Source organism: Cesiribacter andamanensis AMV16 (assembly GCF_000348925.1).
GTDB lineage: Bacteria > Bacteroidota > Bacteroidia > Cytophagales > Cyclobacteriaceae > Cesiribacter > Cesiribacter andamanensis.
Genome location: NZ_AODQ01000002.1, coordinates 54,844 through 77,101, shown reverse-complemented (window position 1 = coordinate 77,101; position 22,258 = coordinate 54,844). Strand labels below are relative to the sequence as shown.

The 22,258-nt window shown below is 53.9% G+C and carries 18 protein-coding genes; 8 read left to right on the top strand and 10 right to left on the bottom strand.

The genetic code is table 11. From position 1 onward, the window contains the following. Positions 1 to 17 precede the first annotated feature (17 nt). Both ADICEAN_RS00755 and ADICEAN_RS00750 read right to left on the bottom strand, forming a co-directional pair. Positions 18 to 467: a DUF2267 domain-containing protein gene (locus ADICEAN_RS00755; protein ID WP_009193573.1), complete on the bottom strand. Its 450-nt coding sequence runs from the start codon at positions 465 to 467 to the stop codon at positions 18 to 20. 165 nt (positions 468 to 632) lie between these two features. Further along, the gene (locus tag ADICEAN_RS00750; RefSeq protein ID WP_009193572.1) at positions 633 to 2,126 is read right to left on the bottom strand and encodes a Na+/H+ antiporter NhaC family protein; all 1,494 of its coding nucleotides are present in this window, start codon (positions 2,124 to 2,126) and stop codon (positions 633 to 635) included. Positions 2,127 to 2,274: 148 nt separating this feature from the next. Between ADICEAN_RS00750 and ADICEAN_RS00745 the strand changes: the two genes are divergently transcribed. Next, positions 2,275 to 3,750 (top strand): M14 family zinc carboxypeptidase, encoded by a 1,476-nt coding sequence (locus tag ADICEAN_RS00745; RefSeq protein ID WP_051068760.1) that lies wholly within the window; start codon positions 2,275 to 2,277, stop codon positions 3,748 to 3,750. A gap of 11 nt (positions 3,751 to 3,761) precedes the next feature. On the opposite strand, the gene ADICEAN_RS00740 is transcribed toward ADICEAN_RS00745, so the two are convergent. Both ADICEAN_RS00740 and gpmI read right to left on the bottom strand, forming a co-directional pair. Then, positions 3,762 to 4,340 carry a hypothetical protein gene (locus ADICEAN_RS00740; RefSeq protein ID WP_009193570.1) on the bottom strand — a complete coding sequence of 193 codons (579 nt, stop codon included), beginning with the start codon at positions 4,338 to 4,340 and terminating at the stop codon, positions 3,762 to 3,764. Then, positions 4,337 to 5,866 carry a 2,3-bisphosphoglycerate-independent phosphoglycerate mutase gene (gpmI, locus tag ADICEAN_RS00735; protein WP_009193569.1) on the bottom strand — a complete coding sequence of 510 codons (1,530 nt, stop codon included), beginning with the start codon at positions 5,864 to 5,866 and terminating at the stop codon, positions 4,337 to 4,339. Before gpmI ends, ADICEAN_RS00740 begins: the two co-directional genes overlap by 4 nt. 198 nt (positions 5,867 to 6,064) lie before the next feature. Here gpmI and ADICEAN_RS00730 point away from each other — a divergent pair, with 198 nt between their 5' ends. The 4 genes from ADICEAN_RS00730 to ADICEAN_RS00715 all read left to right on the top strand — a co-directional run bounded on the left by ADICEAN_RS00730 (position 6,065) and on the right by ADICEAN_RS00715 (position 8,999). Continuing rightward, positions 6,065 to 6,478, top strand: coding sequence for a DUF4783 domain-containing protein (locus ADICEAN_RS00730; RefSeq protein ID WP_009193568.1), 414 nt, complete (start codon positions 6,065 to 6,067; stop codon positions 6,476 to 6,478). Positions 6,479 to 6,544: 66 nt separating this feature from the next. Next, a complete protein-coding gene (gene nadC / locus ADICEAN_RS00725) occupies positions 6,545 to 7,402 on the top strand; it encodes a carboxylating nicotinate-nucleotide diphosphorylase (protein ID WP_009193567.1) in 858 nt (285 codons plus the stop codon). Between the two features lie 150 nt (positions 7,403 to 7,552). Then, complete coding sequence (locus ADICEAN_RS00720; RefSeq protein ID WP_009193566.1) at positions 7,553 to 8,053, top strand: hypothetical protein; 501 nt, start codon at positions 7,553 to 7,555, stop codon at positions 8,051 to 8,053. Between the two features lie 61 nt (positions 8,054 to 8,114). Next, on the top strand, positions 8,115 to 8,999 hold the full coding sequence (locus ADICEAN_RS00715) for a PorP/SprF family type IX secretion system membrane protein (protein WP_009193565.1): 885 nt from the start codon (positions 8,115 to 8,117) through the stop codon (positions 8,997 to 8,999). Here ADICEAN_RS00715 and ADICEAN_RS00710 read toward each other — a convergent pair. Then, complete coding sequence (locus ADICEAN_RS00710) at positions 8,888 to 10,243, bottom strand: MFS transporter (RefSeq protein ID WP_152426247.1); 1,356 nt, start codon at positions 10,241 to 10,243, stop codon at positions 8,888 to 8,890. The two genes, ADICEAN_RS00715 and ADICEAN_RS00710, sit on opposite strands and share 112 nt — an antisense overlap. A gap of 21 nt (positions 10,244 to 10,264) precedes the next feature. On the opposite strand from ADICEAN_RS00710, the gene ADICEAN_RS00705 reads away from it, so the two are divergent. After that, entirely contained in the window at positions 10,265 to 10,756 is a 492-nt protein-coding gene (locus ADICEAN_RS00705; RefSeq protein ID WP_009193563.1) for a regulatory protein RecX, read from the top strand. 47 nt (positions 10,757 to 10,803) lie between these two features. On the opposite strand, the gene ADICEAN_RS00700 is transcribed toward ADICEAN_RS00705, so the two are convergent. Further along, the gene (locus ADICEAN_RS00700; protein ID WP_009193562.1) at positions 10,804 to 11,454 is read right to left on the bottom strand and encodes a DUF4230 domain-containing protein; all 651 of its coding nucleotides are present in this window, start codon (positions 11,452 to 11,454) and stop codon (positions 10,804 to 10,806) included. Positions 11,455 to 11,649: 195 nt separating this feature from the next. Here ADICEAN_RS00700 and ADICEAN_RS00695 point away from each other — a divergent pair, with 195 nt between their 5' ends. Continuing rightward, the gene (locus tag ADICEAN_RS00695; protein WP_009193561.1) at positions 11,650 to 12,669 is read left to right on the top strand and encodes an SPASM domain-containing protein; all 1,020 of its coding nucleotides are present in this window, start codon (positions 11,650 to 11,652) and stop codon (positions 12,667 to 12,669) included. A gap of 51 nt (positions 12,670 to 12,720) precedes the next feature. Here ADICEAN_RS00695 and ADICEAN_RS00690 read toward each other — a convergent pair whose 3' ends face one another. Both ADICEAN_RS00690 and ADICEAN_RS00685 read right to left on the bottom strand, forming a co-directional pair. After that, entirely contained in the window at positions 12,721 to 14,058 is a 1,338-nt protein-coding gene (locus tag ADICEAN_RS00690) for an NAD(P)/FAD-dependent oxidoreductase (RefSeq protein WP_009193560.1), read from the bottom strand. A 187-nt stretch (positions 14,059 to 14,245) separates the two neighbouring features. Then, positions 14,246 to 14,557: a DUF3817 domain-containing protein gene (locus tag ADICEAN_RS00685; RefSeq protein WP_009193559.1), complete on the bottom strand. Its 312-nt coding sequence runs from the start codon at positions 14,555 to 14,557 to the stop codon at positions 14,246 to 14,248. A gap of 238 nt (positions 14,558 to 14,795) precedes the next feature. On the opposite strand from ADICEAN_RS00685, the gene ADICEAN_RS00675 reads away from it, so the two are divergent. Then, positions 14,796 to 15,107 (top strand): hypothetical protein, encoded by a 312-nt coding sequence (locus tag ADICEAN_RS00675; RefSeq protein ID WP_009193558.1) that lies wholly within the window; start codon positions 14,796 to 14,798, stop codon positions 15,105 to 15,107. A gap of 426 nt (positions 15,108 to 15,533) precedes the next feature. Here the strand turns inward: ADICEAN_RS00675 and ADICEAN_RS00670 are convergent, their stop codons facing one another. Both ADICEAN_RS00670 and ADICEAN_RS22200 read right to left on the bottom strand, forming a co-directional pair. Beyond that, positions 15,534 to 20,114: a PKD-like domain-containing protein gene (locus ADICEAN_RS00670; protein ID WP_394330738.1), complete on the bottom strand. Its 4,581-nt coding sequence runs from the start codon at positions 20,112 to 20,114 to the stop codon at positions 15,534 to 15,536. After that, positions 20,111 to 21,724, bottom strand: a complete 1,614-nt coding sequence (locus ADICEAN_RS22200; protein ID WP_009193555.1) for an immunoglobulin domain-containing protein — start codon at positions 21,722 to 21,724, stop codon at positions 20,111 to 20,113. Before ADICEAN_RS22200 ends, ADICEAN_RS00670 begins: the two co-directional genes overlap by 4 nt. Positions 21,725 to 22,258 lie beyond the last annotated feature (534 nt).

Genomic DNA, 22,258 nt, shown 5'->3' with positions numbered 1-22,258 from the left:
TTGGGTTCGCTTTTTGGTTATACCATCAGCTCCTTTACCCCTTTGGGCAGGTGGTCCATGATGTGGATGGCCTCGCCGGTAGAGATGTACTGGCGCAGGCACTGCAGCGTTTTCTGAGTGATCACATCGGTGCTCATCTCCCAGTCGAAGTTCTGCTCGCCGTATTTGCGCTGATAGGATTTTACCAGCTCTTCAAACGCCTCTACATCCCGGGGCCGGTGAGGGCTGTCCATATGCTGCCACTGGTCTACATATACCCCCTTAAGCGCCAGGGGCAGCTGGGCCAGCACATGAAAATTCTCCCGATACTCCAGGCAGTCCCGCAGGGCATGCATCACGGCTTTCAGGATGCGGCCTACCTGGCCCCGGTCCTCCGGGCTGGTGTGGCCCAGGGCTTGGGCCAGCTCATTCATAAAGGTATTTCCTTCTTGTGCTATCTGATTAAAATCAAGTGTCATGTCGCTCATTGTTAAAGGGTTAACAAAATAGTCCTCTATGAGAAACTACGATGACACCTGCCTACTGTTGCCCGTTTGTATAAGTTATTGATAGTCTTTAGCTAAGAAATTCCCACAGAAAATCAGCCATTATTCGACCTGGCGATTTGCCGTCCGGAATAAGCCTGGGCTCACTTACAGCAACAGGCCAAAGGCCAGGTAGAGCAACAGCGCCCCGCCGGCCGCCAGCAGTGCATAGGGCAGCTGGGTGCGCACATGGTCAATGTGGTCGCTGGCCGAGGCCATGGACGAAAGGATGGTGGTATCGGAAATGGGTGAGCAGTGGTCGCCAAAGATGCCCCCGCCCAGGGCCGCCGCCAGGGTAAGCGAAAGGGGTGCGTCCAGCACCTGCGCCATGGGAATGGCAATGGAGATCATGATGGCAAAAGTACCCCAGGAGGTACCGGTTGAAAAAGCCACAAAGCCACTCACCACAAACACTACAGCCGGCACCAGCCCCGGCGAGAGCCAGCCCTGCACCGCCTCGGCCGCAAAGTGACCGGTGCCCAGCGCCCCGCAAATGTTGCCAATGGCAAAGGCCAGCAGCATGAGCAGCGCCAGGGGCATCAGGTCTGAAATCCCCCGAAGTGTAAGGTCTACCAGTTCGCCCCCTGTTAGAATACCCTGCGCCATATACAGGGCTGCCGACACCAGCAGGCTAATGCTCACCGAATAGAGTACGGCCGAAGAGCCCGACCCCTGCCCAATGGCCCTGAAGAAATGACCTACCGGCCCTATTCCCTCCTGCGTTACCCCCTCCCAGCCGGTATAGGCCAGCATCAGGGGCATCAGCAGCACCATCAGACCAATGGGCAGCAGCATGTTGCGCATGCGCAAGGGTGCTCCGGGCTTGGCTTCCAGCGCCGTTACCTCGGCCGACAGCAGGGGCTTGGCCCCTGGCCGCAGCACTTGCCCGGTGGTGTGGGCCCGCACTTCGGCCGCCCGCATGGGGCCCCAGTCTTTTCTGGTAAAAATCACCACAAGCACCAGCAGCACCGCCAGCAGGGGGTAAAAGTTATAGGGAATGGACGAAATAAGCGTAGCAAAAGGCCGCTCAAAGCCCTGCAGCACCAGCAGGCTCATGATGTAGGCTCCCCAGGCATTAAAGGGAATGAGGATGCAAGAGGGAGCCGAAGAGCTGTCGGCCAGGTAGGCCAGCTTTTCCCGCGGAATTTTCAGCCGGTCAAAAACGGGCCGGAACAGCGCCCCTACCGTCAGCACCGAGATGCTGGATTCCACAAATACCAGCATGCCCGTCAGAAAGGCCAGCCCCTCTACCTTGCGACGCACACCGGTTGGATTCTTACCGGCCTGCCGGGCTTCCGACTGCCGCAGCCAGGCATCCAGCCGCTGCACAAATCCCCCCACCCCACCGGAGCGTTGCACAAAGGCAATCAGGGCCCCCACCAGCGCACTAAACAGAATGGTCCGGGTGTTGGAGGGTTCTTTAAACACATCCACCAGGCCCTGCAGGGTGGCAAAAAAGCCGGTAAGGGGGTTGCCACCGCTCAGGATTACCCAGCCCAGAAAAATGCCCACCAGCAGCGATACATACACCTGCCGGGTGCGGATGGCCAGTACAATGGCAACAAGCGGGGGTACCAGCGACCAAAGGCCGTAATGCTCCATAGAAGTACGTAGATGAGCAGCCGCCCGACCAGCGGCAGAAGGTTGCCGGCAGCCTGGGGTGCATTGCTTTCAGGTTAGAAATTCAGTCCAATGGGCAGAATATTACGTATTTTATAGGGAATAGCCTAACTTGCCAAAAATGCAGAGTATGATTGTCCACCTGATCATCTCCCTTGTTACTGCCTTCATGATACTGACCAACCCCCCGGCCGAACCCACCGGCACGCTGCACCAGCGCCTGTACAAACAGCATGGGACGTTTAAAGAAAGCCGTATTCAGGACAGACGATTTAAGCACAGTGTGCTGGAAGGGATCCTCAAAGATCTTGATAAGCACCCCCTTTTTGCTGTAGAGCAGGTGGGCCAGTCGGTGCAGAAAAAACCCATTTACCTGGTGCGCTTTGGCCAGGGGCCTACCACCGTGCTGCTCTGGTCGCAAATGCATGGCGATGAGCCTACCGCCACGGCTGCGCTGGCCGATGTATTCAACTTTTTTCAGCAATCGGGCGATGGCTACGACTCGCTGCGGCAGGCCGTGCTGCAACATACAACGGTGTATGTGCTGCCCATGCTCAACCCCGATGGGGCCGAGCGCTACCAGCGCTACAATGCCCAGGGCATTGACCTGAACCGGGATGCCCTGCGCCTGCAGGCGCCCGAAAGCCAGCTGCTGAAGCGGATGCGCGACAGCCTGCAGGCCGACTGGGGCTTTAACCTGCACGACCAGAACATCCGCTACGCTGCCGGGCCGGAAGGGCCACCGGCCAGCATCTCGCTGCTGGCACCCCCCATCGATGCCGCCGGCACTGCCGATAGCATTCGCCTGCCGGCCATGCAGCTGGTGGTGGAGCTCAATAGGGTGCTGCAGGAGTTTATCCCCAAGGGGGTAGGCAAGTGGAAAGACGAGTTTGAGCCGCGGGCCTTTGGCGAGAACATGCAGCGCTGGGGCACGCGCACTGTACTGATCGAATCGGGCGGCTACCACAATGATCCGGAGCGCCAGCAGGTGCGCCGGCTCAACTTTCTGGCTATCCTGGCCGGCCTGCAAAGCATAGCCACCGGCCAGTACCAGCAGGAAGACATTGCGTACTATGAGCAGATCCCTGAAAACGCCCAGTATCTCTATGATGTGGTGATTCGCAATGCCGAACTAGCCCTGGGGGAGTTTTCCTACACGGCCGATATTGCCATTAACCAGCAGGAAAAAGAGCTGCCCTCCGGCAAAGAGCCCTTTTATTTTGAATCAAGCATAGAAGGCATTGGTGATATGTCGCCCTACCGGGGCTATGTGGAGCTGGACGCCAAGGGCATGCAACTGCGGCAGGGCCGGATCTATGAGCCCTCCTTTGCCAACCTCAAAGCTCTGGAGAAAGCCAACATCCAGAACCTGCTGAAGCAGGGCTACACCAGTGTGGTGGTGGAGGCGCTGCCCGAGAACCTGGACCATACTTCTCTGCCCATTAACATCCGCAGCAAGCCAGCCACTACCCCTCTGGCTGTAGGCGAGCCTGCCGATTTTGTATTGGAAAAGGGGGGCAAAGTGCGCTATGCGGTGATCAATGGCTTTCTCTATGATCTGGAGAAGGGCAAGAACACCGTCAAAAATGCCCGCATACGGCGGTAGGCCAAAATCCCCTATTTGTCATATACAAATTGCCCCTGAATGCTGTAGGCTACGCTATCGCGGAAGATCATTTTCTGGATGCCGACAATGGAATAGCTAAGGGGAAGCTCCTCTTCGGTGAGGGTCATGGTGAGCGTGCGGGTGCTGTTGTAGAGCAGGTTGCGATCGCTGAAAAGGGCCTCCAGCCGGCGCACCTCATCCCCCTGCCGGTATACTTCCAGATAGTTTACCTGTAGTTCTTCGGGTTCATCGGCCTGATAGCGGGTTACTTCATAGCCTCCCTCCTGGCTGGTGCTGATGCTGTAGCGCCCGCTGAGCACTGCCCGGTTGATGTCCATTTCGGTAAACATGCGCAGCTCCTGCCGGATCTGGGGGCCCACCAGATGCAGCGTATCCCGCTCATCCTGATCGATGTAGCTTACATCTTTGATCAGCTGGGCATCGGTTTTGGCCAATTCCCGCATCTGGCGGCGCAGCAGGCCGCTTACATCATAATATTCAGTGATGCGTGCTTTCGGATCGGCCTCCCGCTCGGCGCGGGAGCAGGCAGTCCCGGTCAGCAGGGCCAGAATACAGAGCAGGTACTTCATGCCTGTAGCAATACATCGCCGGTCATATCGGCGGGTTTTGGAATGCCCATCAGCTGCAGTATGGTAGGCGCCACATCGCCCAGTTTGCCATCGGATAGCCGGGCGCCCGCAGGCCCTCCCAGCATTACAAAAGGTACCAGGTTGGTGGTATGGGCTGTATTGGGGCTGCCATCCTCATTGATCATAAAATCGGCATTGCCATGATCGGCCAGGATGAGCACCACATAGCCGCTTTGCAGAGCAGCATCGGCTACGGCCCGGGCACATTCGTCCACCACTTCGCAGGCCTTAACGGCCGCCTCAAACACGCCTGTATGGCCTACCATATCGGGGTTGGCAAAATTAAGGCAGATAAAATCAACTTCTCCTTTTTGCAGTACCGGCACAATGCTGTCGCGGATATCGTAGGCGCTCATTTCGGGCTGCAGGTCGTAGGTAGGCACCTTGGGCGAGGGGCACATAATACGCTCTTCACCCTCGAACTGCACCTCGCGGCCACCACTGAAAAAGAAGGTTACGTGGGGGTATTTTTCGGTTTCGGCAATGCGGATCTGGGTTTTACCGGCCTGGCTTACTACTTCGCCCAGAGTATTTTGCAGCTTGTCCTTCTCAAATACAATGCGCACCTTTTGGAAGCTGTCGTCGTAGTTGGTAAGGGTTACATAGTGCAGGTCCAGGCGGCTCATGTTGTGGTCGGGGAAGTCCTGCTGGCTGAGGGCCTGGGTGATCTGGCGGCCGCGGTCGGTGCGGAAGTTAAAGCAGATCACCGCATCCTCGCTCTGGATCTTTGCCAGCGGTTCGCCTGCTGCATCTACTGCCACTAAGGGCAGTACAAATTCGTCGGTTACCCCTTCGGCATAGGAGTTTTGCAGGGCCTGCAGCACATCGGCAGTGGGTTTGCCTTCGCCCCGCACCAGGGCATTATAGGCCAGGGCAGTGCGCTCCCAGCGGCGGTCCCGGTCCATGGCATAGTAGCGGCCAATTACTGTGGCTATGCGGGCGCCTGTCTGGCGGCAGTGCTGCTGCAGGTCCTGCAGGTAGGCCAGGCCTCCCCTGGGGTCGGTATCGCGGCCATCGGTAAAGGCATGTACATAGACCTCCTGCACGCCGGCTTCATGGGTCAGGCTCAGCAGGCCTTTAAGGTGCTCAATGTGCGAGTGCACTCCCCCATCCGACACCAGGCCGATCAGGTGCAGCTTGCGACCCGCTTTTTCCTGAACATGCGTAAAAGCCTGTTGCAAAACGGCATTTTCCCGCAGCTCGCCATCCTCCAGGGCTTTGCTCACCTTTACCAGGTCCTGGTAGCAGACCCGGCCGGCGCCCAGGTTCATGTGGCCTACCTCAGAATTGCCCATTTGCCCCGAGGGCAGGCCAACGGCACGCCCGCTGGCTTCCAACCTACTGTGCGGATACTTCGTATATACACTATCCATAAAGGGGGTATGGGCCTTATCGATAGCAGAAACATCTTTATTTTGAGCAAGGCCCCAGCCATCCAGGACCATGAGGATTACTTTACGATTCATAACATCCGGTTTTGCACAACAATACTAGCTAATTTTGGGCTAACCTGCCGAATAAAGAGCTGGTTTTTAGCGCCCCATAGCAGTACAAGCCGGTATTGGTTCATTTGTTGATCTATAGTTTAGCAGCAAAGCAAAATTATGCCTACTTTGGCATAGTTTTAGCAGCATAAACTGCGGATTGAGTAGGAGAAGAGAGCAATGTATAAGAAAATAAGTTTGATGGTGGTGCTGGTAAGTCTGGCCGGCCTGCTGGCCGCTGCACATACCACGCAAACAAGTCCCAGCGTCATGAATGGCGTTCGGGATGCCATACGCGCCGGTAATTCCCGGGAGCTTACCCGCCATTTTAATGATATGGTGGAGCTTACCATTATGGACAAGTCCGGCAACTACACCAAGGAACAGGCTACCTTTGTGCTGAAGGAGTTTTTTGACAAGAACCCCCCCAGCAGTTTTAGCTTTATTCACCAGGGTGCCTCTGGCGATGGCACCCAATATGCCATAGGCCGCTATGCCTGGGGTACGGGTGGCTCTTACCGCATTTTTATGCTGGTAAAAAAGGGCGAGGGCAATACCTATAAGGTAAAGTTGCTCAACATAGCCGAAGAATAAGTAAAGTATTGAAAACAAAGCCAAAGGCGCTGCGGTATATTGCGGCGCCTTTTTTATTTTTGCGCCGTGAATCTGAGTTATCTAAGCGAAAAAAGCCTCTCCGACTTTATCTCGGCCGCTCTGCTGGAAGATGTAGGGCCGGGCGATTATTCTACCCTGGCCTCGGTGCCGGCCGGTGCCCAAAACCGGGCCCGTCTGCTTATTAAAGATGATGGGATCCTGGCAGGGGTGGACATGGGCCTGCACATATTCCGGCAGGTAGATCCACAGCTGCAGGTACAGGTGAAGATCCAGGACGGCAGCCCTGTACAGAAAGGCGATATCGGCCTGGAGGTAAGCGGCAGTGCCCGCAGCATCCTTACGGCTGAGCGGCTGGTGCTCAACTGCATGCAGCGCATGAGTGGCATTGCCACCATTACCCGTCGCATGGCTGGCCTGATTGAGGGCACCGGCGCCAAACTGCTGGACACCCGCAAAACAACCCCCAACTTTCGCATTGCCGAAAAATGGGCCGTAGCCATCGGCGGCGGCCACAACCACCGCTACGGGCTCTATGATATGGTAATGCTCAAAGACAACCACATTGATTTTGCAGGGGGTATCCCGCAGGCCATTGACGCAACGCGTCGTTTTCTGGCCGAAAAAGGCCTATCGCTGAAGATTGAAGTGGAAACCCGCAGCCTGCAGGAGGTGGAAGAAGTGCTGAGGGTGGGCGGCATCGACCGCATTATGCTCGATAATATGTCTCCGGAAGTGATGCGCCAGGCCGTAGCGCTTATCGACAGCCGCTTTGAAACGGAAGCCTCCGGCGGCATCACCGAGGCCACCATCCGCCCCATAGCCGAAACCGGGGTCGATTACATCTCGGTAGGCGCCCTTACCCACTCAGCCAGATCACTGGATATAAGTCTGAAGGCCTTTTAAATGGACGATAGACATTAGACATTAGACAATGGACAATAGACCGGGCGGCTAGGCGCCCCCGGCGATCCGCAATAGACATTTACCTTACCGTTTGCCTTTGTCCATTTACCAAATACTCAATACCCACTACCTACTACTCAATACCAACCCATGATCGTTAAGACGAAGAAATACAAGCTGGAGACAAAGACCTATATTGGTCTGGGCATGAAAAACATTCTGCGGGAGCAGTGGTGGGTGTTTTTGATTGCAGCCGCCATTATGGCCATGTACTTTGTGCTGCCCAGCATCTGGTGGATCATCGGGGCGGTGATTGCCCTGATCCTCTACATTCTCTTCTGGCTCATCCAGTTTACGGGTGTTACCCAGATGGAGCAAAACAAAATTCTCTTTGACAAGCTCAGTTATGAGATCAGCAGCCAGCAGGTGCTCATCAAGGTTAATCCCCGCCAGGGCATGCCCCTTGCCTGGAACATGATCAAGAAGGCGACCATAGAAGGAGAGGCCATTAACCTGTTTGTGTCCAAGGCCCAGATCATTCACCTGCCCTTTCGCATCTTCAATACCGATAATGAGCGCCGCTTTGTAGAGACCATCCTGAAGCGCAAAGGCCTAATCAAGGATAAAGAGGCCGCTGTGCAGGCCAAATAGTAGCGGCTGCCTTTCTTCTGCCGGGGCAGGAACCCTTCTGCTGCTGCTTTTGTAAGGTAGTATGCAGTTTTGGAAAGTGACATTGATAGGTGGGCTGCTGCTGCTTCTGGCCCCTGTGCCGAGCTTTGGCCAGCGCCTGCCCCAGCAACGCTATACCCATTTTCCCTGGACGTATGACCGTACCGTTTCTGCCGGCATAGGCGCAGAGGGTACGGCTTTTACGTTTTTGGGTCGCAGCCGGCCTGATACCCTTAGCGGCTATGCCGCTCTGGCCATTCCCCTGCCCCCTATCCGGGGCGCCATAGGAGGTTACTACCACCAGCAGCTTGGTACTACCCAACAGCTAAGCGAGTGGGGCCTGGGCTACACCCTCTTTTTGCCCTTTACTGAAGAGACCAACCTGCGCCTGGGGGTGCAGCAAAACTGGCACAGCCTCCGGCATACCGGCCAGCCCGAAGGGGGTACCCCAAAGCCAGACCAACAGCTGACCAGCACCGATTTTTCGGGCCTGCTCCGGCGGGATAACCTTCTGCTGGGCCTTTCCATGGAAAATGCCCTGAATAAGGGGCAGCGGCAGTACAATGCCCTGCTGGGCTTTCGGGAGCTGCAAAGCTACTCCTGGCTGCGCTCCTCCTCCTTTTTGCTGGTGCAGATTCAGGATGGGCGGGAGCTGCCCGAGTTTCGCTTCAACTATACCGGCACAGTGCTAAATACACTGCTGCTGGGCGGCAGCTACTATAAGAATGGCCTTTACCAATGGGGTGCCAATGCGGGCTTTAAGTTCTTCCGCTCGCTCTGGCTGGTGGCCGGGGCCGATTTTAAAGGCTTCACTACTCAGCCCGATGCCCTGGAGCTGGGCCTGCGCCTGAATGTAGGCCGGGGCCGCATTCGCCCGGCGGCCGATGAGGACAGACGCTCTTCCCGCTTGTGGGAGGAGGGCCCGTAATGCGTAAACAGCAGTCCTAGCAGTGCCAGTAGCACAAACAGGGCCATGATGGCATAGGCGTAAGCACTATTGGAGTCGCGGTTAAAGTAGGCGTTGCTGAAGAGCAGGATAAAACTTACCCGACACAAAATATTGGCGACGCTAAATACCGAATTGGTGCGGCCAATGATGTTATTGGGCACATGCTCAAAGAGGTAGGCCACCCGCAGAATCCGTACACCTGAATTAGAGAAACCGATCAGCAGGCCGGCGCCCAGGAAGATGATGACCGATTGGGTAACCGCCAGAATGCCCAGTGAAAACACGGCCAGCCCCATCAGCAGCATAATGCCCTGCACCGCCTGCCGGTTGCGGAACAGCCAGCGCAGCCCGATGCCCGCCGACAGTGCCCCCAGCGCATAGAGTACTTCCATGCTGCCAAATACATGCCCCCCTTCCCGCAAATGATTGGTGATGTAAAGAGGGGCCACGGCATGCAGCTCTACCAGCACCACCACAAACACCGAATAGGTTAGCAAGCCAAAGAGCAGGATGTAGCGGTTCTGTTGCAGAAAGTGAAGACCGGTGCGCACCCGCTTAAGGATGCTGCCCAGCTCTACCTCCAGCTGGCTGGTAGGCACGTAGCGGATCAGGGCAATCAGGGCCGAGGAGATAAAGTAAGTGGCCCCATCCAGGGCAAATATTTCCCAGATGGTCCAGCGGGGAATCTGGATGGATAGCGGAATGTCCAGGCTGCCCAGGGTGAGGGTCTGTTGCCAGCTGACCCCTTCCAGCAGCAGGGCTGCCAGAAAGCCGGCCCCTACATTGGTGCTCTGGCCCACAATTTCCAGCAGAGAAGTTACTTTCTGGTAGTTTTTGGCCAGGGTGATCTCCTGCGCAAAGGCATAGAGGTTGGGATAATGGATCTGGTAGCCAAACAGGGTAATGGCAAAGACCCCCATCACCAGAAACCACTGCAGCTCACCCTGCCAGAAGCCAAGGGCGGCAATGCCCAGCACCAGACTGCCTTCCAGCAGGTTGGTGCCCAGAAAAACCCCCTTGCGCGGAAAGCGGTCTACCAGGGTGCCGGCATACAGGCCCCAGAAAAGCGTAAGAAAGGTAACGGCGGCGTACAGCAGGTTAAAGCGGCTGGAGAGCCCCTGCTGGGCAAAATACCAGGGAATGGCCAGCATGGACACTCCCTGGGCGAAGCCCGAAATGGCATTTGCCGTAAAAAGTAATGCGAGTGCTTGTTTATTTTTCAACTTAGCCTACCTTCAATGCCTATGCGTAAACGTTCTGCCGATCCGCCCAAACCCCTTCACTATGCCGATGCCAAGGCCAAAGGCATGGCCTATTGTGTCTACCAGGAGCGCTCCCGCCAGCAGCTGCGGGACAAGCTGGCCGAATGGGGGCAGGAGCCGGATGCGATCGAGCGCCTGCTGGCCGAGCTTGAAGAAGAGAACTACCTGAACGAAGAACGGTTTGCCCGGGCCTATGCCGGCGGCAAATTTAGGCAAAAACGCTGGGGCCGCTACAAAATTCTGCAGGGCCTCAAGCAGCACCGCGTGGCAGCCCCCCTGCAGCAGCAGGCGCTGCAGCAGGAGATTGATCCGGACGTTTACTGGCAAACCCTGCTGGAGCTGCTGGAAAAAAAAGCGGCCACCGAATCCGAGCGCAACCCCGCCCTGCGTAGGAGCAAGCTGGCCCGCTATGCCATCAGCAAGGGCTATGAGCAGGATTTGGTCTGGGACGCGCTCAAGGAGCTGGGGGAGTAGCTATCTTATGCAGTACGGCGAGGAAATTAATTCCCTCGCTCTGAAGCTCACTGCCTGCGCTCAAGCTTCTGTGGCGGCGGTTGCTGGTCCAGAAAGAGGATGCGCTTGCCGGATACTTTTTCCAGCAGCGGGCGCAGTACCTGTTCGGCGTTCTGGCGGGTTTCGTTCAGGATACCCCCCTGCAGGGCCGACCGGCGCATCTGCTGCTCGGCCTGCCGGTACGCTTTTTCCAGCAGCTGGCTTTCGCTTTTGAAATACACCTGCTTATCGACCGAATACACGCGGGAGTTGGCCAGATCGAGCTTGTAATAGCAGAGCTCGGCTGCGGGCAGGTGCACCAGAATGGTATCGCCCCGGATCAGAATATCCTCAGCAGTTATTTTGGTAAGGTCCATGCAGCCCACCGCCTCGCCGGTGGTGATGAGGGCCACCTTACTGTCGGGCACCTCAAAGATGCCCAGGTAGCGGGCATTTTTTTCGGTAAGCTCCACAATGTCTTTATAGCGGTAACGCACCAGCTCCAATCGGCCCAGGCTTTCAATTTCCTGCAACACCACATCGTGGTTAATGATGGTAACAGGCTCCTCGGATTTTCCAAACCAGTTAAAGGGGTTTCGCAACAGCCAGATGGCTGCCACTATAAAGATGAGCAGGGGTGACCAGCGAAGCAGAAAGCGTACAAATCGAATTAAGAGCATGTATTTGTTCTAAATATGAATAAGCAGGTGGCAGCAGACGGATAATAGTCGACACTAGGTCCTTACCTCCCCATTGTCCACTGTCTGTAGTCTATAGTCCATTGTCCAACGTCCCTTGTCCAGTAAACCCATTCCCGCACAAATCCTCCCGCTACTTTGGCAAAGCAGGCGCAAGCCCGTAGCTTTACCTACGCGATGAATGCCCTGCAGGATGCCCTTACCTTTGCCCGAACGCTTACGCCCCGTAAGCTGCGAAATGCCGCGCAGGTGCTGGGCAGCTACTACTATAGCCGGGCAAGCGGCAAGGCATCCCATAGCGGGCTGCCCCTGAGCCTTTCCTTTGAGCCTACCACCAGCTGCAACCTGCGCTGTCCGGAATGCCCCAGCGGCCTGCGCTCGTTTAGCCGGCCTACCGGCATGCTGCAGCAGGAGGTGTACCAAAAGGTGATCGATGAGCTGCAGCACAGCCTGCTCTACCTGCTGCTCTACTTTCAGGGCGAGCCCTACCTGCACCCCCAGTTTCTGGACATGGTGCAGTACGCCCATCAGCGGGGCCTTTATACCGCTACCTCTACCAACGCCCATTACCTGAGCGATGCGCGCGCCCGCCAGACGGTAGAGAGCGGCCTGAGCCGGCTGATCATCTCCCTGGATGGCACCACGCAGGAGGTATACCAGCAGTACCGCATCGGGGGCAAGCTGGAGAAGGTACTGGAAGGCACCCGGCGGCTGCTGCACTGGCGCAGAGAACTAAAGAGCAAAACGCCCTATGTAGTCTTTCAGTTTCTGGTGGTAAAGCCCAATGAGCACCAGATCGGCGAGGCCCGGACGCTGGCCCGGCAGCTGGGGGTGGATGGTGTGTGGTTCAAGACCGCCCAGATCTATGATTACGAAAAAGGGTCGGATCTAATCCCGACCCTGGACCGCTACAGCCGTTACCGGCAGGAGGCCGATGGGCGCTGGAGCATCAAGAACAAGCTGCTGGACCATTGCTGGAAAATGTGGCACAGCTGTGTGCTTACCTGGGATGGTAAAGTAGTGCCCTGCTGTTTTGATAAAGATGCCCGCTACCGCCTGGGCGATACGCAGCAGGCCCCCTTTAAGGAAATCTGGCAGAGCCGGGAGTACCAGGAGTTTCGCTCCCTGATCCTGAAGGGCCGGGACCAGATTGAGATGTGCCGTAACTGCACCGAGGGCACGCAGGTGTGGGGATAAAAAAACCTCCAGGAATTTCAAATACCCGGAGGTTTGCAATTAGGTGGCCTGTTAAACCCCCGAGATCTCGGCTTCGCGCTGCTTTTTCTTTTCTTCCTTATCAAAGGGGCGGATGATGAGGCGAATGCCCCGATCGTAGGTGAAGTAGTTCCAGATCCAGTTATTGAACACCACCAGCTTGTTGCGGAAACCGATCAGGTACATCAGGTGAATGAACATCCAGGCCAGCCAGGCCATAAAACCGCCAAAGCTCCAGCCATTGGGCATGTCTACCACGGCCCGGTTGCGGCCTACAGTGGCCATATACCCCTTGTTGGTATAGCGGAAGGGTTTCTGCGGTTTGCCAAGGGCCATCCGGTTGAGGTTTTTGGCCAGTAAAGTGCCCTGCTGAATGGCTACCGGCGCCAGCATGGGGTGTCCTTTGGGGTGCTTTTCGGTGCTCATCTGGGCAATATCGCCCACGGCAAATACCTCCTGAAAACCCCGCACCCGGTTGTGCTCGTCTACCAGAATGCGGTCCCGCTCCAGCACCTCCTCGGGCAGGCCGGGTATCACATTGCCCTTTACGCCAGCGGCCCAGATAAGGGTCTGGGAGGGGATCATCTCCCCATTGCTTAGCTGCACCTGCTTGCCGTTGTAGGACTCCAGCATGGTGTTGAGCATGATGTTGATATCGAAATCCTTCAGGTACTTAATGGCTTTTTTGCCGGCTTTATCACTCATGCCGCCCAGCAGTCGGGGCATGCCTTCTACCAGGTAGATCTGCATCTGCCGGAAGTTGAGCTCGGGATAATCCTTGGGCAGCACATGGCTGCGCAGCTCGCCCAGGGCGCCGGCCACCTCAACCCCTGTAGGGCCACCCCCTACGATCACAATATTCAGCAGGCTGCGGAGCTCGTAGCTGTCGGTGGTATTGACCGCCTTTTCAAAATTCTGGAGAATGTGCGAGCGCAGGTTTAGCGCCTGCGGGATCTGTTTCAGGGGCAAGGCCTCCTTAAACTGCTCATCTTTGCCAAAGTAGTTGGTGCGGGAGCCACAGGCTATGATCAGGTAATCATAGCGCAGTTCGCCCACGGGGGTAGTTACCGTTTTGCGCTCCAGGTTAAGCTGCGTTACCTTGGCCATGCGGAAGAAGATCTCTTCATTATCTTCGATCAGGTGGCGGATGGGGCCGGCAATAGAGCCGGGCTCCAGGCCGGCGGTGGCTACCTGGTAGAGCAGGGGCTGAAAGGTGTGGTAGTTGTGCCGGTCCAGCACCACAATCTGGTAGTGGCGCGTATCCAGCTCCTTCATGATGTTGAGGCCGGCAAAGCCACCCCCGATGATCACCACACGGGGCTTATCGGTGCGGGGGATCTGTATATTGATCTCCTGAAATTCGGTAGTCATGGCGGGTAGGGGTAGGGGATTTTCAGGGAGTATAGTTACAAAAGATTCTCCTTATAGGACTGCTCCGAATCCTTTTTTGTTCCCAAAAACACCCAAAATACCCCTGTTATCGGCGCCACCAGCTGCCTGCAGGAGGGGGGCTGCTGCAGGGCTCCCTCAGCAGCGGGGCAATCCCGTTCTTCCCAGCTCAGGAGAGCTGTTGCTGCTGGCGCAGCAGGCGGGCATCCAGCACAAAAGTGCCAAAGGGGATCAGCGAGGAGAGAAAAGCAAGACCGGCCTTTACGACCGACCAGCGCAGGCGCAGGCTTACCTCCAGCAGGGAGGCAATAAAGAGCACAAAGAGCAGTCCATGCAGCCAGCCGGTGTACTTCACGGCCAGGGGCATATCGGCCCAGTACTTCAGCGGCATGGCTATAAAGAGCAGCAGCAGGTAGGAAACGCCCTCGGCAAAGGCAATGGCCCGGAAGCGTCCCAGGGCAGTAGTGAAGTATGGATTCATCAGGTCTGGATAAGTAAAGGAATACAGGCATATAAGCATTTTAAACGGCCCTGAGTTCCTGCCTGCAAAGGTAGGGGTTAGCCGGCGCATTTTTCTGATTTTTCAGACCCGATTTGACCTGAATGCATGGCCAGCCGTTTGTGAGCAGGGGTGTACCAAATCCCTTAAGATTGCCCGGTATTTTTGCCGCAAACCCTGTTTCTTGTAGCTGCTGCATTTTAACCAACCTCAGCCTGTTATGAAGAAATCAGATTCTGTAGTAGAAAAGGATATTGCTCTCCAGATTGGGGAGGTAGCTTTTTCATATTACCAGGTGCAACGCGCTGCTCCGGACCAGGAGGATTTTCTGGAATGGATCGGAAGCCTGCCTGAACCAGCCAGAAGCCGGTATTTGGCCAAGGGATTTGCAGCCTCTCGTAACGATCTAGCCTTTCTCGACTTTTTCCGGCAGATTCGTGACAGAGAGATGAAGATGTACATGCAGGAGCGTCTCAGCAAGGAGGACTACCTGCTTTGGCTTACCCACCGGCACCGGCCCAGCGAAGAATAGGCCGGGAGCACCACTCAGAGGGGTGTAAGATTTGTTTTATTTTAGGCGCTATGGCCTTTATATATGCAGCGTCCGGTACAGGCGCCTGGTATCAGTCGGCCGCCTATGCTCCAGGGAAGGAACATAGGATACAGAGGGGGGCTGTCCGTGGGAGGCTCATACTGATTTAACTAATCATGTTCCAGGTCTGTGGCTCACAGACCTGCCTCCAGAGGGTCTGTGAGCCTGGCCGGCCGCACCATAAACCCTGGAAATACAGGTGATTTTAAGGGTTAATTTGGTATCAGTTGCTCGTAAAGGGGTGCAATAAAGAATACTCCGGCCCGGGTACCATCCAGGATAATAGGTAAGCGTTACTACAGCAAAACGCCGCTCCGGATCAGGAAGCGGCGTTTTGTGTGGAAGGGGCTACCAGAAAGGGACAGCTTATTGCTTCATCAGTTTAAAATGCCGGACCACGCCCCCCATTTGGGTAGTGATAAAGTACATGCCTCTGGGCAGGGAGGGGTCCAGGGAGATCTCCCGCAGGCTGGTCCCTTTTTCGATGGTCAGGGTACGTTCCAGCACGTTTACACCGGCGGCATTGGAGATACGGATCTGAAGCGGGCCTCTTTCTTCGGCCTGTACATCAAGCTGAATCTCATTTTGGAAGGGGTTCGGGTAGAAGGTCAGCCCATCCCGGGTTTCAAACTGCACCAGCTGCGGGCCAAAGTACTCCGTAGTGCCGTCGATGTCGATCTGCATCAGGCGGTAGTATCGGTTGCCGGCTTTGCCCTTTTCCCGGTCGGTGTATTTGTAGGTCTGGGTGCCGGTGGTGTTTCCATCAGCTGTGGGCACAAAGGCCAGCTTGCGGTACTCCGTGCCGTTGGTGGATACCTGTACCTCAAAGCCGGTATTATTCTCCTCCTTGGCGGTAGCCCACTCCAGCACGGCATCTGCCCCCTGCTTGGTAGCGCGGAAGTAGAGCATGTCTACGGGGAGGGGGTTGTTAGGGATAATCAATTCAATGATGGTACAATCCTCACTATTGACAACTTGTACAATGATCTCGACATCTGCGCCGTAATCAAAATCAAGGTAAACATTTGGGAAACGTGAATCTTGCGGATACACTTCTTCCCAATCGCTTATACCAGTTCTCCTTAACCATCTATATGTTGGATTATCTCCAAAATCAAGATCCTCAGATTCTTCTGCTGTAAACGTCCAATACTGACCATCCGGAGATTCTTCATATAATAGTTCTCCTTCAAGTTCAATAGTTTCTTCTACGGTAATTGTAGCCGTTTCTGTCGCTAAACAGCCATTTGTAGTTTCAAATGTATAGGTGTAGGTATAGGTTCCTGGACCAACTTCTGATGGATCAAATACCCCATTGGTAATGCCCGGACCGCTGTACGTGCCGCTACCCGCGGTTATATTCGATGAGCCTGTAGTAAGTGTAATAGGCGCGTTTAGTACACACACAGATAAATTGCCCAGGGTCACTTCTGGTAATGGATTTACCGTTAGCGTACCGATGGCCAATGCACTAATAGTTTGGCAGCCATTCGTCAAGGTAACCTCGATCTCATAAGTACCAGGAGTGGCTGAGCTTGGCGTAAAATCAAAGGTAGGGCCAGTGGCTTGCGTATACAGCTGCCCATTGATATACCACTGATAGCTTACTTCATTTGTACCGGTAAGGGTGGTGATTTCCAGATTTTGAACTGTAATGGTTTCACCCAGGCATATTTCCTCTTCAAATGGTTCAGCTTCTGCCTCCAGGTTATTTACAATAACAGTAACAACCTGACTGGCATTAACTTGCCCGCCCTGGCTACATCTACTCCTGATCTCCCGGTCTAGATCGGAGATATATTCCATATAAACCTCATCTCCGTCAATAAGCTCACCAGGCACTAGCTGCGGATACCTATCTGAAAGGGCTTGGTTTAGTTCATCAGCAGTGAGGGTGAAATATCCTGCCAGCTGATCTTGAGTAGCATTGGAGAGGTCTATGGTATACAGTGGGTAAACAATACCGTCTCGTCTGAGAAACCAGGTAATTTCAGTATTGGTATTGATCCACTGATAGGTACCCACGGGGAAGGAGACCTGTACGCCTTCTGTATCACCCTGGCAGATTGCCAGAGGAGGGGTATTGTCTGGAAGGATGAGCACATAATCCCTGGGTTCAGAGAAGAACAGATAATTAGATGGTGCCCATTTCTCTCCCTTAGGCCCTGTAATGAGAGGTTGAGTGGACGTAATACAGCTGGATTGGTTCCGGAGTTCTACCTTAACCCGAATATAATCGGTTGCAGAGAGAGCGGCGATGGATCTGGATTGATTGTCTTGCCCCTGATCGCTTCCATTACGCTCCCACTGGTAGCTAAACAGGGCTGGATCCATCAAAAACTGTGCTACGTCTACCTGATCTTCCAAATCATCACCAGCATCGGGATTATAGGGGATCGGCTGTAGTAAGCGCTGGGGATAAGCTCTTTCTATATCAGAGGGCTCCCAATCAGGATCTTTAATCAGGGCGCGGTAATAGTCGGTATAGGCTTCGTTATAGGTGGCGGCATCCCGTATGCCCACATCAGTAATTGGTGTATTCGTATAGGGATACATAACCTCAACTTCGCGGTATATATAGGCGGTAAAGGTAATATTTTGTCCACGGCAGATGGTAAAGGGTTCCCCTCGGTTGATAACAGTGTAGGTAGAACGCTTCACCAGCACATTTTTGGTAATTGTGCTGGTACAGCCTCCTTCGGTAACGGTATAGGTGATGGGAACTTCCAGTTCATCAGCACTCCCAAGTGCAGTACAGGCATTGAAGCGCCAGATACCTTGTGCTAGGCTTACCCCTGGTCCTGAGAAGGTACCCCCGGCTGGGGAACCGGTAAGTACTTTGGAGGATTCGCCGGAATAGGTAATTCCACCATCTGTAATACCGCTAAATTCAGCTACCGGATAGGGGTTAACCCGCACAACAAGGTTCTGTGGAGTGCCTGGACACCCATTAGCGGTAGTGGTAATTTGATAGGTAACATCAATGGGTGAAGTTGTAGTATTGACCAGCTGCTCACTAATAGGTCCAGTGCCGTTGGCTGCAGGATTGCTGATGCCTGTTACTGCTACTCTACTCCAGCTGAAGGAAGCACCGCCAGTAGCACTGGTGGGCGAGTAGGTAAAGGAATTGCCGGTGCAGATGGCCGGTGGGGTAAGTGTACTGCTAAGGATTGGATTTGGGTTCACTACTACTGCAACATCTTGTGTAGAGGTACCTGTACAGGTATTAGCTGTAGTTGTATACCTATAAATTGCCGTAAGGGGGTTAGGGGTATTATTAGTTAATGTCTGAGAGATCGCACCAGAGCCCGAAGAGGGGTTAGGACCACTTAATCCTGTGGGAAGAATACGGGTCCAGGTAAAGGTAGCGCCAGGCGTTTCGCTGGTAGGCGTATATGCAAAGGTAGTGCCGCTACAAATCGCTGCAGGGCTAAGGGTGATGCTGAGCTGCGGCCGGGGGTTTACCCGAATTACTACATTTTGCTCTGGGCCCTGACAGCCATTGGCTGTGACTCTATATTTATAAGTAACATCTATGGGTGCTGTAGTGGTGTTAACTAAATTCTGGGTGCCTGTGCCAGCGCTTGTACCACTAGCGGGAGATGATGAGGTTATACCTGCGACTGCTGGTCTGGTCCAGGTAAACGTAGCGCCGGCTGTAGCACTAGTAGCTGTATAACTAAAATTAGTACCGCTACATACAGCATTTGGTGATAGGCTACTGCTTAAGACAGGGCTTGGATTTACCCGAACCACAACGTTTTGGGGGGCACCTGTACAGCCATTGGCTGTAGTGGTGTATACATAGGTAACATTGATAGGTGCGGTGGTAGTATTTACCAGGGTTTCGGTGACCGAACCAGTGCCGTTGGCCGCAGGATTGCTAATTCCTGTTACTGCTGCTCTACTCCAGCTAAAGGTAGCACCGGCGGTAGCACTGGCGGGTGTGTAGGTAAAAGGGGTGCCGCTGCAGACTGCTGGCGGTGTAAGTGTGCTGTTGAGAGCGGGGTTGGGGTTTACTACTACTGTTACATCTTGCGTTGTTGTACCTGTACATCCATTTGCGCTGGTTGTATACCTGTAAATAGCGGTAAGAGGGTCGGCCGTAGTATTGGTTAGTACCTGAGAGATACCTCCTGAGCCTGAACTAGTAGTAGGGCCACTTAACCCTGAAGGAAGAATGCGAGTCCAGGTAAAGGCCGCGCCGGCTGTTGCACTGGTGGGAGTGTAGCTAAACGTAGTGCTACTACAGATGGCTGCAGGGGTAAGCGTGCTGTTAAGCTGAGGTCTGGGGTTTACGGTTATGATTACCTCATCGGTATTCTGGCAGCCCGTGCTGGTATTTCTTGACGTCAGCGTATATGCCTGGGTAATCGGGGCTGTGCCTGTATTGCTAAGTGTAACAGTGGGATTGGATATATTTGGGTTCGATAAGCCAGTAGATGGAGACCAACTGTAGGTAACCCCGGTTACAGGACTAACCCCTAAAGCGGTGGATGTAGCTCCGGAACAGATTGCTCGATCCGCTCCGGCATTTGCAACAGGCAGAGCGTATGTGACTACGTCTAATCTTGCCCTTGGCCCTTCACACCCATTCACAGTCTGGGATACATAATAGGACACTGTTCCTGCTGTGGCAGTAGAAGGGGTTGGTGCTCCCGGCAATGCCGCTCCTCCTGTAGCAGCAGTATACCATTTTAGGTTACTGCCTGTAGCCGTTAAGGCGGTTGCCGGATCATTGAGGCAGTAATTAACCGGAGAAGAAACACCCGGCGCCGGAGGGGTAGTATTTACAGTGACATTTACAGTTGTTCTGGCACTTTCGCAGTTCTGAGCTGAAGTCTGGCTCACATAGTAGTTGCCAGTAACAAGGGCAGCGCCGGAAGTTAAGGCTGTTCCGCCAGTGGCTACATTGTACCACTTTAGGTTGGTACCTGTAGCTGTCAAATTAGCAACTGTTGGGTTAGTAGCTGAGCAAAAATTTGAGGAGATGCTGCAGTGGGCGCTGCAGGTGTGGTATTTACAGTAACAGACACTAGCGTTCTGGCACTCTCACATCCCTCTGCGGAGGTCTGGCTTACATAGTAGTTGCCAGTAACAAGGGCAGTGCCGGAAGCTAAGGCTGTTCCGCCAGTGGCTACATTGTACCACTTTAGATTATTGCCTGTGGCTACCAGGTTAGCGACCGTTGGGTTAGTAGCCGAACAGAAAATTTGAGGCGATTGGGCTACAGGCGCAGCTGGCGTAAGCGGCTGCGGATTAACAGTTAGTTGCGTTGGTTCAGAAATACAGCCATCAGCATTCCTTACCCTTATATTATAGATGTTGGGCTCCAGACCACTGAAGGTTGTAGATGATTGATACGCCCCTCCATTGACGTTGTACTCCAGCCCTGCGCCGGTAGGCGCACTAATGGTAATAGTGCCGGTTGCCAGTGTACAGGTAGGTTGTTGAGAGACTGTGGCAGTAGGCGCAGGGGGTGTCTGGGGCTGGGCATTTACAGTTGCAGTAGTTGCTCCAGAGGTGCAGCCGTCGCTGTTTCTGGCCGTAACACTGTAGGTACCGGGAGCTACCCCGGTGAAAACACCATTGGTATTTGTATAATCTGTTCCATTAATGCTATAAGCAACGCCTGTTGGGGTAGAAACAGTAAGCGTAGCTGTAGCTATTAAACAAGTTGGCTGTAATATGTCCACAGTCGGTGGCGCAGGGGTAAGCGGCTGCGGATTAACAGTTAGTTGCGTTGGTTCAGAAATACAGCCATCAGCATTCCTTACCCTTACATTATAGTTGTCTGGGTCCAGGCCGCTAAATGTAGTGGAAGTCTGAAAGGGTCCATCATTCACATTAAATTCCAGTCCTGTGCCGGTAGGCGCACTAATGGTAATAGTGCCGGTTGCCAGTGTACAGGTAGGTTGTTGAGAGACTGTGGCAGTAGGCGCAGGGGGTGTCTGGGGCTGGGCGTTTATAACTGCAGTGTATATTCCAGAGGTGCAGCCGTTGCTGTTTCTGGCCGTAACACTATAGCTGCCTTCAGTAAGCCCTGTGAAAACACCAGTAGTATTTGTGTAATCAGTGCCATCAATACTGTAAGCAACACCTGTTGGAGCCGTAACTTGCAGCGTTCCTGTAGCCAGCTGACAGGTGGGCTGTGTAATTACAACCGTAGGAGTAGCGGGCGTTGGTGGCGGCAGGTTTATAGTAACTACCTGTGGAGCCGAAGTACAGACCAGATCGCCATTTGTATCTATAACGCCATAGGTAACATTGTAGGTAGCAGGTTCTACATCAGTAAAAGCGCCTGTTGTATTGGCATAATTTACGCCATCAATGCTATACCTGACACTACTGCCCGCAGGGCCCGTAATGGTAATGGAGCCCGCTTCTTGCCCACATCCCGGATCCTGTTTTGTATATGTAAGTGGTGTGTCACACTGGGCCCAAGCCTCCTGAGGCAGGAATAGAAACCCGGCAAAGCACAAAAGCATGACAACCAGTTCGTGCTGGAACCCTCTTCTAGTAGCTAAAAATCCTTGATGCGTAGAGGTCTGTTTCATAGAGGTCGGGAGAAAAAAATGATCAAGTGGTCCTATCTGCTGTAGCGATTCGTTGCTTTAAAAATCCTCCCCTTGAAAAGAAGAGGCTCCTGCTCAGTACAAAAATTTGGTAAGTAACGGCTTACCCAAATCATGCCACCGGCGGAAGGTCCTAAGGGCAGCATGGCGCAATAAAAAGTATGGAGATAGCAATTCACTATCTACACGTATAAAAAGGCTCCTGGTTTTGCTGCTGGTAAAGCGCTTTTAGAGCTGATTTACCTAAAAAACCTGGTTTACCCACTGATAGTCAATGGGTAATCTAATTTACTAAAAATGTAAGGTTAATGTAATGAAATCAGAATAATTTATTGATTATTTGATTTATCTAACAAAATATCAAAATACTTTCAAAGTTTATGATATTTTATTACTCCCTCAGATGTAGCTCTTTAACTAACGATCATGGGCTTTGTTTGCTGCTTTCTAAAAACCAGAAAGAATAGTAGCCCGCAGCCTACCGTCCACTACCTGCCAGAACAGGCTGCCCCAAGC